This window comes from Agromyces albus (assembly GCF_030815405.1).
In the GTDB taxonomy this organism is placed as follows: Bacteria; Actinomycetota; Actinomycetes; order Actinomycetales; family Microbacteriaceae; genus Agromyces; species Agromyces albus_A.
The window spans coordinates 2188165-2201255 of sequence record NZ_JAUSWX010000001.1 but is presented as its reverse complement, the minus strand read 5'-3'; the positions used below and the strand labels follow the sequence as shown (position 1 = coordinate 2201255).

The 13091-nt window shown below is 67.8% G+C and carries 9 protein-coding genes; 5 read left to right on the top strand and 4 right to left on the bottom strand.

The features are described 5' to 3' along the window. Positions 1 to 3: 3 nt before the first annotated feature. Genes ilvD through ilvC form a run of 4 tightly spaced genes read left to right on the top strand, consistent with a single transcriptional unit; the run spans position 4 to position 5129 of the window. A complete protein-coding gene (ilvD, locus tag QFZ29_RS10260) occupies positions 4 to 1698 on the top strand; it encodes a dihydroxy-acid dehydratase (RefSeq protein WP_129521138.1) in 1695 nt (564 codons plus the stop codon). Positions 1699 to 1741: 43 nt separating this feature from the next. Next, entirely contained in the window at positions 1742 to 3556 is a 1815-nt protein-coding gene (locus tag QFZ29_RS10255) for an acetolactate synthase large subunit (RefSeq protein WP_306894018.1), read from the top strand. A 2-nt stretch (positions 3557 to 3558) separates the two neighbouring features. Then, entirely contained in the window at positions 3559 to 4068 is a 510-nt protein-coding gene (gene ilvN / locus QFZ29_RS10250) for an acetolactate synthase small subunit (protein ID WP_129521140.1), read from the top strand. Between the two features lie 11 nt (positions 4069 to 4079). After that, complete coding sequence (ilvC, locus tag QFZ29_RS10245; RefSeq protein WP_306896684.1) at positions 4080 to 5129, top strand: ketol-acid reductoisomerase; 1050 nt, start codon at positions 4080 to 4082, stop codon at positions 5127 to 5129. Between the two features lie 71 nt (positions 5130 to 5200). Here the strand turns inward: ilvC and QFZ29_RS10240 are convergent, their stop codons facing one another. Then, on the bottom strand, positions 5201 to 9574 hold the full coding sequence (locus QFZ29_RS10240; protein ID WP_306894017.1) for a DUF11 domain-containing protein: 4374 nt from the start codon (positions 9572 to 9574) through the stop codon (positions 5201 to 5203). A gap of 133 nt (positions 9575 to 9707) precedes the next feature. Then, positions 9708 to 10121: a hypothetical protein gene (locus QFZ29_RS10235; RefSeq protein ID WP_306894016.1), complete on the bottom strand. Its 414-nt coding sequence runs from the start codon at positions 10119 to 10121 to the stop codon at positions 9708 to 9710. Positions 10122 to 10438: 317 nt separating this feature from the next. Here QFZ29_RS10235 and QFZ29_RS10230 point away from each other — a divergent pair, with 317 nt between their 5' ends. After that, on the top strand, positions 10439 to 10651 hold the full coding sequence (locus QFZ29_RS10230) for a copper homeostasis protein CutC (RefSeq protein WP_306894015.1): 213 nt from the start codon (positions 10439 to 10441) through the stop codon (positions 10649 to 10651). Here the strand turns inward: QFZ29_RS10230 and merB are convergent. Further along, positions 10620 to 11291 carry an organomercurial lyase gene (gene merB / locus QFZ29_RS10225; protein WP_306894014.1) on the bottom strand — a complete coding sequence of 224 codons (672 nt, stop codon included), beginning with the start codon at positions 11289 to 11291 and terminating at the stop codon, positions 10620 to 10622. The genes QFZ29_RS10230 and merB overlap by 32 nt on opposite strands. 88 nt (positions 11292 to 11379) lie before the next feature. Continuing rightward, positions 11380 to 12957 (bottom strand): outer membrane protein assembly factor BamB family protein, encoded by a 1578-nt coding sequence (locus QFZ29_RS10220; RefSeq protein WP_306894013.1) that lies wholly within the window; start codon positions 12955 to 12957, stop codon positions 11380 to 11382. Positions 12958 to 13091: the final 134 nt, after the last annotated feature.

The following is a 13091-nucleotide window of genomic DNA, read 5'->3' as shown; positions in this document are numbered from 1 at the left end:
GGCATGCCCGAGTTCGATCCCAAACCGCGTAGTCGTACCGTCACCGACGGCATCGAGGCCATGACGAGCCGGGGCATGCTCCGCGCCGTCGGCATGGGCGATGCCGACTGGGACAAGCCGCAGATCGGCATCGCGAGCTCGTGGAACGAGATCACGCCCTGCAACCTGTCGCTCGGCCGCCTCGCGCAGGCCGCGAAAGAGGGCGTGCACGGCGGCGGCGGATACCCGCTGCAGTTCGGCACCGTCTCGGTCTCCGACGGCATCTCGATGGGGCATGAGGGCATGCACTTCTCGCTCGTCTCGCGCGAGGTCATCGCCGACTCGGTCGAGGTCGTCATGCAGGCCGAGCGCCTCGACGGCTCGGTGCTCCTCGCGGGCTGCGACAAGTCGATCCCCGGCATGCTCATGGCAGCGGCCCGACTCGATCTCGCCTCGGTGTTCCTCTACGCGGGGTCGATCGCACCCGGATGGGTGCGGCTCTCCGACGGCACCGAGAAGGACATCACGATCATCGACTCGTTCGAGGCGGTCGGCGCGGTGAAGGCCGGCACGATGAGCGCCGAAGACGCACACCGCATCGAGTGCGCCTTCGCGCCCGGCGAGGGCGCCTGCGGCGGCATGTACACCGCCAACACCATGGCCTCGGTCGCCGAGGCCCTCGGGCTGTCGCTGCCGGGCTCCGCGTCACCGGCATCCGCCGATCGTCGCCGCGACTACTACGCGCACCGCTCCGGCGAGGCCGTCGTCAACCTCCTCAAGCACGGCATCACCGCGCGGCAGATCCTCACCAAGCAGGCCTTCGAGAACGCGATCGCGGTGGGCATGGCCCTCGGCGGCTCCACGAACATCGTGCTGCACCTGCTCGCGATCGCCCACGAGGCCGAGGTCGACCTCTCGCTCGACGACTTCAACCGCATCGGCTCGAAGGTGCCGCACATCGGCGACCTGAAGCCGTTCGGCAAGTACGTCATGAACGACGTCGATCGCCGCGGCGGCCTGCCCGTGCTCATGAAGGCACTGCTCGACGCCGGACTCATGCACGGCGATGCGCTCACCGTCACTGGCAAAACGCTCGCCGAGAATCTCGCCGAGATGAACATCCCGCCGCTCGACGGCGAGGTGCTGCGCACGCTCGACAACCCGATCCACGAGACCGGCGGCCTCACGATCCTGCACGGGTCGCTGGCACCCGAGGGCGCGGTCGTGAAGACGGCCGGCTTCGACGCGGCGACCTTCGAGGGGCCGGCGCGGGTGTTCGAGCGGGAACGCGCGGCGATGGACGCGCTCACCGAGGGCAAGATCACGCACGGCGATGTCGTGGTGATCCGCTACGAAGGCCCCAAGGGTGGGCCCGGCATGCGCGAGATGCTCGCCATCACCGCCGCCATCAAGGGCGCCGGACTCGGAAAAGATGTACTACTCTTGACGGACGGTCGATTCTCAGGCGGCACAACCGGCCTCTGCATCGGCCATCTGGCACCCGAAGCAGTCGACGCTGGTCCGATTGCATTCGTGCGCGATGGTGATCTGATACGGGTCGATATCGCAGCTCGCACGATCGACCTACTGGTCGACGACGCCGAGCTGGCTGCCCGCCGTGAAGGCTGGGCTCCGCTTCCTCCGCGCTATACCCGTGGCGTCCTCGCGAAGTACTCGAAGCTCGTGCGTTCCGCCGCCGAAGGCGCATCCACGGGCTAGTGCTGCGCTTCCCGCACACCTCGTTGCACAGAACAGGAACCGAATGACCACGGAATCCATCCCCGTGCCGTCGCCCACCGCACCGCCGACCGGTGCGCCCACCGGTGCGCCCGAGAAGATCACCGGCGCCGAAGGCGTCGTGCGCTCACTCGAGATGCTCGGCATCACCGACGTCTTCGGGCTGCCGGGCGGCGCGATCCTCCCCGTCTACGACCCGCTGCTCGACAGCAAGAAGCTCCGTCACATCCTCGTGCGGCACGAGCAGGGCGCCGGCCACGCGGCCGAGGGCTACGCCGCGTCATCCGGGAAGCTCGGCGTTGCGATCGCGACCTCGGGCCCCGGCGCCACGAACCTCGTCACGGCGATCGCCGACGCGCACATGGACAGCGTGCCGATCCTCGCCATCACGGGCCAGGTGTTCTCGAACCTGATGGGCACCGACGCGTTCCAGGAGGCCGACATCGTGGGCATCACGATGCCCATCACGAAGCACTCCTTCCTCGTGAAGGACCCCGCCGAGATCCCCTCGACGATCGCCGCGGCGTACCACATCGCCACGACCGGCCGCCCCGGACCCGTGCTCGTCGACATCACGAAAGACGCCCAGCAGGCCACGTTCGAGTTCCACTGGCCGCCGAAGATCGACCTGCCCGGCTACCGCCCGATCATGAAGGCGCACGGCAAGCAGGTCGCTGCCGCGGCACAGCTGTTCGCCGAGGCGAAGCGCCCCGTGCTCTACGTCGGCGGAGGCGTCATCCGTTCCCGTGCGTCGGCCGAGCTCATCGAGCTCGCCGAGGCGACCAACGCGCCCGTCGTGACCACACTCATGGCGCGCGGCGCGTTCCCCGATTCGCACCCGCAGCACCTCGGCATGCCCGGCATGCACGGCACGGTGCCCGCCGTCATCGCGCTGCAGGAGGCCGACCTCCTCATCGCGCTCGGCGCGCGGTTCGACGATCGCGTCACCGGCAAGGCGGCGCTCTTCGCGCCGAACGCCAAGGTCGTGCACGTCGACGTCGATCCGGCCGAGATCTCGAAGATCCGCACCGCCGACGTGCCGATCGTGGGCGACGCGAAAGACGTGATCGTCGACCTGCTCGCGGCCTACCGCGAGGCGACCCGCACCACGACGCCCGACGTCGCCGAATGGTGGGCCATGCTCGACGGGTTGAGTTCGGAGTTCCCGCTCGGCTTCTCGACTCCCTCCGACGGCCTCTTGGCTCCGCAACTCGTGATCCAGCGCATCGGCGAGCTCACCGGCCCCGAGGGCATCTACGCCGCCGGCGTCGGCCAGCACCAGATGTGGGCCGCGCAGTTCATCAAGTACGAGCGCCCGAACTCCTGGCTGAACTCGGGCGGTGCGGGCACCATGGGCTACGCGGTGCCGGCTGCGATGGGCGCGAAGGTCGCCGAGCCCGATCGCGTGGTCTGGGCCATCGACGGCGACGGATGCTTCCAGATGACGAACCAGGAGCTCGCCACGTGCACCCTGAACGACATCCCGATCAAGGTCGCCATCATCAACAACTCCTCGCTCGGCATGGTGCGCCAGTGGCAGACGCTCTTCTATGACGGCCGCTACTCGAACACCGACCTGAACACGGGCCACGACAGCGTGCGCATCCCCGATTTCGTCGCACTCGCCGAGGCATACGGCGCGCTCGGCATCCGGGTGACGAAGGAAGAAGAGATCGACGCGGCGATCAAGCTCGCGCTCGAGACGAACGACCGCCCCGTCGTGATCGACTTCGTGGTGAGCGCCGACGCGATGGTGTGGCCGATGGTGCCGCAGGGCGTCTCGAACAGCTACATCCAGTACGCCAGAGACCACTCGCCCGCATTCTCCGAGGAGGACTAGACATGTCGACGCACGTTCTCTCACTCCTCGTGGAAGACAAGCCGGGTCTGCTCACCCGCGTCGCGGGGCTCTTCGCCCGCCGCGGCTTCAACATCGAGAGCCTCGCGGTCGGCCACTCCGAGATCGACGGGCTGTCTCGCATCACGGTCGTCGTCGACGTGGAAGACCTGCCGCTCGAGCAGGTGACGAAGCAGCTCAACAAGCTCATCAACGTCATCAAGATCGTCGAGCTCGACCCTGCGCAGTCCGTGCATCGAGAGCACCTGCTCATCAAGGTGCGCGTCGACAACGCGACCCGCTCGCAAGTGCTCGAGGCGGTGAACCTCTTCCGTGCCCGCGTCGTCGATGTCTCGAGTGATGCGCTCGTGATCGAGGTCACGGGGGACTCCGGCAAGACCACCGCGTTCCTCAAGGTGCTCGAGCCCTACGGCATCAAGGAGATCGCGCAGTCAGGACTCCTCGCGATCGGTCGCGGTGGCAAGTCCATCACCGAGCGCGTCTTCAAGAATTGAATCAGACCCACATCAAGGAGAAAGAACAGCACATGGCTGAGATCTACTACGACAAGGACGCCGACCTCTCGCTCATCCAGGGCAAGAAGGTCGCCGTCATCGGCTACGGCTCGCAGGGCCACGCGCACGCGCAGAACCTCCGCGACTCTGGCGTCGAGGTCGTCATCGGCCTCAAGGAGGGCTCGAAGTCCAAGCCCAAGGCCGAAGAGGCGGGCTTCGAGGTGAAGAGCGTCGCGGATGCCGCGGCAGAGGCCGACGTCATCGTCATCCTCGCTCCCGACCAGTACCAGCGCCACATCTACGCCGAGTCCATCAAGGACAACCTCGCCGAGGGCAAGACCCTCGTCTTCGGCCACGGCTTCAACATCCGCTTCGGCTACATCGAGGCCCCCGAGGGCGTCGACGTCGTCATGGTCGCCCCGAAGGGCCCTGGCCACACCGTGCGTCGCGAGTACGAGGCCGGCCGCGGCGTCCCCGTGATCGTCGCCGTCGAGAAGGATGCCTCGGGCAACGCCTGGCCGCTCGTGCTCTCGTACGCCAAGGCGATCGGCGGCCTTCGCGCCGGCGGCATCAAGACGACCTTCACCGAAGAGACCGAGACCGACCTCTTCGGCGAGCAGGCCGTGCTCTGCGGCGGCGTCTCGCAGCTCGTGCAGTACGGCTTCGAGACCCTCACCGAGGCGGGATACCAGCCGCAGGTCGCGTACTTCGAGGTGCTCCACGAGCTGAAGCTCATCGTCGACCTCATGTGGGAGGGCGGCATCGCCAAGCAGCGCTGGTCGGTCTCCGACACGGCCGAGTACGGCGACTACGTCTCGGGCCCGCGCGTCATCGACCCGCGCGTCAAGGAGAACATGCAGGCGGTGCTCGGCGACATCCAGTCGGGCGCGTTCGCCGAGCGGTTCATCGCCGACCAGGACAACGGCGCGAAGGAGTTCCTCGAGCTCCGCGCCAAGGGCGAGGCGCACCCCATCGAGGCCACTGGCCGCGAGCTGCGCAAGCTCTTCGCCTGGAACGCCTCGAACGACGACGACTACGTCGACGGCGAGGTCGCTCGCTAAGCGCACTCCATCTGAACTGAACGGCCCGCCCCGGAGCATCCGGAGCGGGCCGTTCGCTTGGTTCGCCGGCCTTACCCCTTGCTGCCCTTGCCGGTGCCGCCCTTCATGATGAGGGAGGCGCTGTCGGTGTTATTGCCGGCTTCGGGATCGAAGGTCGAGCTCGTGACCGACGACGTGTTCAGGATCGTCCCCACGCTGCCGCTCGCCTGAGCTTCGATGACGAATTGCACCGTCGCGCCCGCCGGCAGCTCATCGGCCGTGCAGGTCACGACATGCGTGGGCTTGTCGTAGGTGCACTGCGGCGAGATGAACTGGACGACGATCTTCTTCCCGGTGAGTGGCAGCACGTCGGTCACCACGATGTCCTGGGCATCCGACGGACCGCCGGTGCCGCAGGTCGGCGTCGGGGTCGACTGGGCATCCGACTCGCATCCTGTGTCGTTGTGCACGGTCAAGGTGTAGACGATCATGGGTGCCGGGTTGCCCGAGCGCTGCACTGCGGTCTTGTCGATCCAGATGTCGGCCGCGGTGTCGACGTTCGTCGATTCGGTGACGGCGTTGTCGGAGAGGTCGGGATCAGGGGTCGATGAGGTCACCGTCGCGGTGTTCTCGAGCACCGCGTCCGGCGGCAACGATGGGTCGACCGTGACGGTGAGGTAGACAATCACTGATGCCGCCGGCGCCATCGAACCGAGGTCGCAGATCACTGTGCCCGGCTGCACGAGTGCACACACGGTGGCGCCGTTGCCGTCGACCCCTTCAACGAAGGTGGTGCCGTTGGGAAGCTCATCCGTGATCTCGACGTCGTTCGCCGTCGACGGGCCGCTGTTCGTCACGTTGATCGTGTAGGTGAGCTCGTCACCCGCGAGCACCGGGTCGGGCGAGTCCGACTTCGTGATCGACAGGTCGGCCGAGCCCGTCACTTCGGTGACGATCGTGTCGAGGTTGTCGGAGAGATCGTTGTCGAACGTCGAGCTCGTGACCCGCGCGTCGTCGTGGAGTGCGCCGACAAAGGCGGGCAGCACGTGCACCTGCACCGTCATCGTCCGCGCATCCCCGGGAGCGAGGTTGCCGAAGGAGCAGAGGCTGGGCAGTTGCGCGTCGCCCGGCACCCCCGCGTTGCACGTGGCGCCGTCGGAGCCGCTCACGGAGAGGATCTGCACCCCGGTCGAGACGACGTCGGTTGCGACGAGGCCCTGCGCCGTCGAGGGGCCGTCGTTCACGATCGACAGGGTGTACGTGATGTCCGTTCCGGCCGTCGCGGTCGCGGGACCGGACTTGTCGACCGACAGGTCGGCCACCGCCATCACGCTGAGCGACCCCTCGGCCTGGTTGTTCGACTGGTCCGGGTCGGGTGTAGGCGAGGTCACCGTGACGACGTCGTTGATGTCGACGTCCTCGTTCGCCGAGACCTCGACGGCGATGGTGGCCCGACCAGTTGCGGTGGGCGACGCAGCTGCGAGGTCGCCGAGCTGGCACGTGATCACGCCGCCGACGGGCGCGCCGCAGGTTCCTTGGCTCGGCGTGATGGCACCGAACGTGAACGCTCCGTCGCTGAGGTTGGCGTCCGTCACGACGATGTCGCGAGCCGACGACGGGCCGAGGTTGTCCACGAAGATCGTGCAGGTGCCGGTTTCGCCTGCCGGCAGCTCGTCGTCGGGCGTGCACACCTTCGTCACCTTCAGGTCGCTGCGCTCCTGCACGAACGTGCGCTGCACGAACGTGTTGTTCGCGAGGTTGCCGTCGACGCTCGCTCCCGAGACCGACACGCGGTTCTCGATGAGGAGCGTCCCGTCGTCCTCATCGACGACCGTGTCGGCGAGGACCCGCGTCTTGATGACGAAGGAGCGGCTCTCGCCCGCAGGGATGTCGCCGACCGCACAGGTGAGCTGATGGTCGAGCGCGTCGTAGGTGCAGCCGCCGTCGTCGGACAGGTACGTCACCTCGTCGGGCAGGTCGTCGACGACGACCACCCCTGCCGAGGCATCCGGACCGTCATTCGTCACGGTCACCGTGTAGAACAGTTCCTCGCCGGCGATGACCGGGTCGGGGGAGTCGGTCTTCGCGACGCGCACGTCCGCGATCGGGATGACATCCTCGATGTCCTCCACGAGCCAGGTCCCGCGACCCATGGTGCCGACGAGCAGCACATCGTCGGCCGCGTCGACGTGGAGGTCGAACGCGATCGTGTTGGGGAGCGAGGAGCCGAGTTCGGCCCAGACGCCGAGGTTCTGCGTCTGGCTCACGAAGACGCCGGAGTCGGTGCCGGCCAGGAGCGCCAGGACATCCGTTCCGGGCACCGGCACAATCTCGAGCGAGCGCACGTTCGCGGCCGGAGCCAGTGCGCCGAGGTTGCCGGTCACGTTCGTGAAGGTCCCGCCGGCGTCGACGGTGTGGAACACCTGCGTGCCCGACGAGACGAACGCGTCGGCCCAGTTCTCGGGGTTCAGGATGATGTCGCTCGCCGCACCGTTCGTCCAGCCGGGCAGCTGGGCCGGCGCGCCGGCGCCGCCGCTGCGCAGGAACAGCCGGCCGCCAGAGTCGCCGAACCACAGCACGCCCGGGTTGTTGGCACCGCCGGCACGACCGCCGTACGCGATCGCCCTCGTGGTCCCCGTGTTCGCGCCGAGGGTGTTGACGATGATGTTGAGGTTGTCGAGCGAATCGGTCGACTCGTAGACACGGTTCGACGTGACGATGAAGCGCGTCGGGTCGATCGTGTTGATGGCGAGCGGCGTGTACAGGGGCAGCGTCGAATTGCCGGCGCCGTCGACCTCGAAGTTCTGGATCGTCTGGCCCTGACCGACGACGTTGAAGCCCGGCGCGGAGTTCACGCAGACGTTCGCGGCCGTGCAGGTGCGCCGGAGGAAGGAACCGGCGCCGAAGCTGTTCGAGCTGCTGAAGCGGATCGAGGAGGCGCCCGCGTCGTTGACGGCGACGAAGCCGCCGTCGCCGGCACTCAATGTTGTCCAGCTCGCGCTGCCGGATGCAGACTGCTCGGGAGCGCCGGTGTCCTGGTCACCGCAGAGGATGATCTCGCCGACGCTGTCGTAGCCGCAGGAATGGTGTTCGCCGATCTGGAGGTTGCCGTTGATCGACTGCCAGGCGCCGTTCGTCGTCGAGGGATCGGTCTGGCGGTAGACACCGCCGTCGTCGCCCTCGAGGATGTCGCCGTTGGCGTCGAAGACCATCTCCCGAGAGTCGGCGTGCGGTGAGCTGTTGTTCGCCGTGCCGTTGTGGGTCAGGGACGTGCACTGCGTGTTCGCGGCGAGGGCCGAGTCGCACCGGAACAATCGCCCGCTGAACGTGTTCGCCCCGACGGAGTTCGGGAAGCCGTTGTTGTTCGGCTGGCGGTCGCCGCCGACGTACACGAGGGTCGGGTCGGTGGGATCGGCGAGCATTGAGAAGTGCACGGCACCTTGGCTCCCCGGCTTCTCACGCGGCTGGAGGCCGACGATCGTGCCGCCCTCGTTCGTGACCGGCGTGTCGAGTTGCACCCAGTTGGCACCCTGGTCGACCGACCGCCAGAGGCCGTTCAGCTGGCCGTTGTTGATGACGCCGGCGTAGACGACATTGTTGCCGGCGCTGTTGTGGACCGCGAACTCGAGGTTGTTCGTGGTCGCGTTGCCGATGCCGGTGACCTGATTCGTGACGTTCTGCCAGTTGAGTCCGGTGTCGGTACTGCGGAAGATGCCCTGCTGGGTGCCTGCGTAGAGCACAGCGTTGTTCGAGCGGTCGCCGACGAGGTCGAAGACGCCGACGTTGGGGAGTCCGCTCGTGCCGTTGCCCGAAAGACGCGTGAAGTTCGCGCCGCCGTCGGTGCTCCGGTAGATGCCGCCCTGCCCCGCGCCGTTGGCGTTGGTGTTGCCGTTCGAGGCGACGACGATCGTCGCGCCACGGGGTGCGACCCCGGAGATGCTCTCGCCCGCGAGCTGGGCCGCGCCGAGCGGGGTCCAGGTCGTTCCGGCATCGGCTGTGCGCAGCAGGCCGTTGAGCGGTCCGGAGATGCGGCCGAACGAGCTCACCCGGCCGATGCCCGCGAGGAGGACGGTGTTGGTCGCGACCGTCGGGTCGAGTTCGAGCGCACCGATCGACAGGCTCGCCTGCTGATCCGTGAGCGGTGTCCAGGTGGGTGAGGCTGCGGTGGCGTTGAAGGTGCGCCAGACGCCGCCGTTGACCGTGCCGACCCACGCGATGTTCGGATCGCTCGGGTGGGCGACGACGGTCTGCACCGCGCCGGCCACTTCATTGTTCGGAGTGACCGACTCGACCTGGCCGCCCGTGATCGGCGACGGTCCCTGTGCCACGTAATCGGCGTCGATCGTCGCTGCTTCAACCGGAAAGGCGAACAACGTCACCCCGACGAACGCGAATGCCGCGATGACCGCGGCCGCCTTCCGCGAGTGCGATCCCCGTGCCGCGCGCGCGACAAATCGTTCGGTCATGACCAACCCCCTCGGCGCGCTCGGGGACGTTCCCCCATCCCACTTCGAACGCGCTCGACACCGCAGATATTGGCCCCGTGTCCCGCATGTGTCCAGACCCGAATGGACGATGGGCTACCCCCCAATTCGGAGGTCACCAGGGTTGCGGCGCGCTCTTCTCTGACACGTCGAGCTGCACGAGCGAGGTCTCCCGGCCGCCGAGCACCTGCTGTTGCACGATACCGTCGATCGTATACGTCGACTCGCTCGCCCAATCACCGCAGGTCGGTGTGGGCAGGCTGCCCTCCAGACAGCTGAGCCTCCTGCCGCCCTCGGCGAGGGCGATCGTCTGGCCCACGTCGGCGGCGATGAGTGTGCGTCGGGCGGGACCGGCGAGGTAGCCGAACAGCACGCAGTCGGTGTTTGCGCTTCCGGGCGGCGGGCACTCGGCGACGAAGTACACGCTGCCGGTCACGCGCACGGGCTGCCCGACGAATGTCGCCGGATCCTCGAGGAGCTCGTCGAACGTGACTTCGTGCACGGCCCCGCCGCCGTCGTTGTCGCCCATGCCGTTCGCCTCAGTCGGGCTCGCCGAGGAGCTCCTGCCACCCGGCGAGCGAGAATCAGCGCTGCATCCGGCGAGCGCGGTCACGAGGATCAGCGCACCCGCGAGCGCTGCACGCACTCTGCCGCTGCAACGTCGGGGCGCCGCGACAGAGGAGTCACCGTGCGAACGCATCCCCCATGCATCGACGTCCATGCAAATATGTTGCGCCCACAGCAGGGTCGCGTCAATGCGCGGCGAAACGCGCGAGCGGGCGGGAAGCCTGTCGAGGATGGTCGCTCCGCCTCTTCCCGTCGAGATCGCCGTGTAACACCGCGGGAGTGCGCATCGCCCTCGAAGCCGGAGCTGGCCGCGTCGAGCTCTGCCAGGCGCTCGGGCTCGGCGGGCTCACCCCGTCGGCCGGGCTCGTCGAGGCGGCCGTCAAGGCGGCGGCCGCGGCATCCGCTACCCGCTTGACTCCGCGCGGCGGGGTCGGCTTCGGCCGGCCCCGCCGTTCGTGCTTCAGGGCGCGTTGCCCCAGAACGGCCCGATGAGGCCGACGCTCGCGAAGTACTCCGCTGCCTCCTTGGGCTCCCGGCGTCGATACGGGGTTCCGAGGCGACCGGTATACCAGTTCGACGCCAGTCTCCAGAGCGTGGCGAGGTCGAACACGGCACCTCGTTCGTTGCCCGTGTCCGTGAGCCACCGGTCGACGCAGGACTCGTCGCAGAAGATGCGCTGGTTCTCGCAGGCGTGCACGACGTCATCCCAGACGTGCGCCATCGGTGTGAGGAAATGGGCGACTTGCGTCCCCATCGGAGGCCCGTCGGTGGTCACCGTCCACGAGTGGGCCGTGCCGCACGCGGGGCACGTCGTCGCGACGAGCGCCGCCGGCTCGTCGGATACGAGGTTCGGGATGGCGAAGGCGTCCCAAGCGCATCCGCCCCACCAGAGCGTTCGATCGCCCATCACCGAGAATGCGAAGTTGCGGGTGGCGAACGGGTGGGCGAGGACGATCTCGTGTTCGTCGCCGAACACGAGATGCCTGGCTGCGGCGAGATCCTCCATCGCCTCATCGAGCTCGGAGTCGGAGAGGGCCGTCTCCTCGGCCAACGCCGTCGCGGACGGAAGGCGCCCGGTGGCGGCGAGGGCGGAGTAGATGGCAAGACGAACTCGCTCGTTGCGGTCGGTCATGAGTTGATTCTGCACCCTTGGGCGGTCGTCCGGGCGGTAGAGTTCCCCGCGGCTCGATGGGGGAGTGGGTGTCGCGGTCGGCGAGCGATCAGTCGCCGGCCAGCCCGAACCCGCACGTCGAGCGATAGGGTGCGATCGCGCCGAGGTGCTCGTCCCACTCCTCGCGCGTGAGATCGCGTCCTGCGACCCGGCACGCCGCTTCGGCCTGGGCCCCGGAATCGAGATCCCAGAGTTGCATGCCGTCGGCGAGGACGACGGCGAGCTCACGGCCGTCGGGTCGCAGCGACGCCGCGAACCCGACCTCGCCGGCCGACGGGATCGCGTCACCGAGACGGAGTCCGCTCTCGAGATCGAACAACGAGGCCGAACCGTCGATCCCGGTCGCCAGCAGCGTACGGCCATCCGCGCTCGCCTGCAGCGTTCTCGTGCCGGCGGAGGTGCTGGGCAGCGAGCCCATCACGGCGAAGTCGTCGATCGCGTAGGTCAGCAGGCGACTCCCCTCGGCTCCCACGACGACGGCATCCCCCACGAGCGTGGTGATCTCGGGACCGACCAGGTCAGGCGAGACGGGTTCACCGCTCTCCGCGTCCAACATCCGGGTGGTGAAGACGCCGTCGTGCGCCGTCGTGACGAGCAGGCCGGAGTCATCTGGAAGCGAACTGACCGAGTTCGGCATCGAGTCGAGATTGAACGGCCCGGACACGCGCTCGCCGGTGGTTGGTTCGACGACCACAAGACCAGCCCCTTGCTCGACGACTTGGACTCGACGGCCGGAGGTCCACGTCAACTCGGTGAATGAGAACTCGGGGACTCCGTCGCTCGGAAGGAGCTCGCCCGTCGTCGCGTCAAGCAATGTCGGCTTGGCGCGACCATCCACGTTCACGAGCAGCGCATCGATGCCTGCCCAGACGTGGCCGAAGGTGTCGCCTGGAAGCACGACACGGCTGGCGTCGGTGCGCGGGTCCCAGACATGCACACGGGCGGAGTCATCCACGACAAGCAGCGCCGAACCATCCGGGTCGTATCCGCCTATCCCGGTTGATCCGCGTGCGATCACCCGGGTGATCGCACCTCGGCCGTCGAGGGCCCACCGCGAGAGCACAGGTTCTTCCGTCCCCGTCATCACGACCTCGGTCCCGTCGGCACTCGGGAAGACGCCGCTCGCACGTTGCGGGAACCGTGCGGTCGTCGATCCGGTCGCGAGATCGTATTGGACGACCTCACCCGCTTGGCTGCCGCACCATGCGGCGCCACGTGTCATGGAGACCGACAGCGACGTGCATGCCGATGACCACTGGTCGATCTCCTGCCTCCACAGCACCGCTCCTGACGCTCCGTCCATGGCGAGGATGCCCCTGTCGCCGGCCGTGACGACCACAGAGCCGACCGGGGCGATCGCACGGTTCGCGAACCCGGGCGGAAGCGCGAACCGAGGGCCGCGATCTCTCGCCGCAACGTCCACGATGCCAACGGCATCGATGGATCCGATGACGAGTCGGTCGTCGTCGAGGAACGCGACAGAAGCCGCGCTGGTCTCCGCGCCAGCCACACGGGTCGCCACAGGATACTCGACCACGGAGGCGCGCATCGAGCTCAGGTCGACGGCGCGAATGCGACCGTCGATGCCGGCGACGACGGCGAATGATCCCGCGGAATCAACAGCCACGTCAGCAGCGTCAACGCTCAGCGTCAAGGTCGGACCGATCGCATCCCCTGATGCGAGATCCACGGCGATGAGTTCCGAGACGTACGATGCTCGCACGAATACTGCAGTACCCCCATCCGCGCTGACCGCGACGA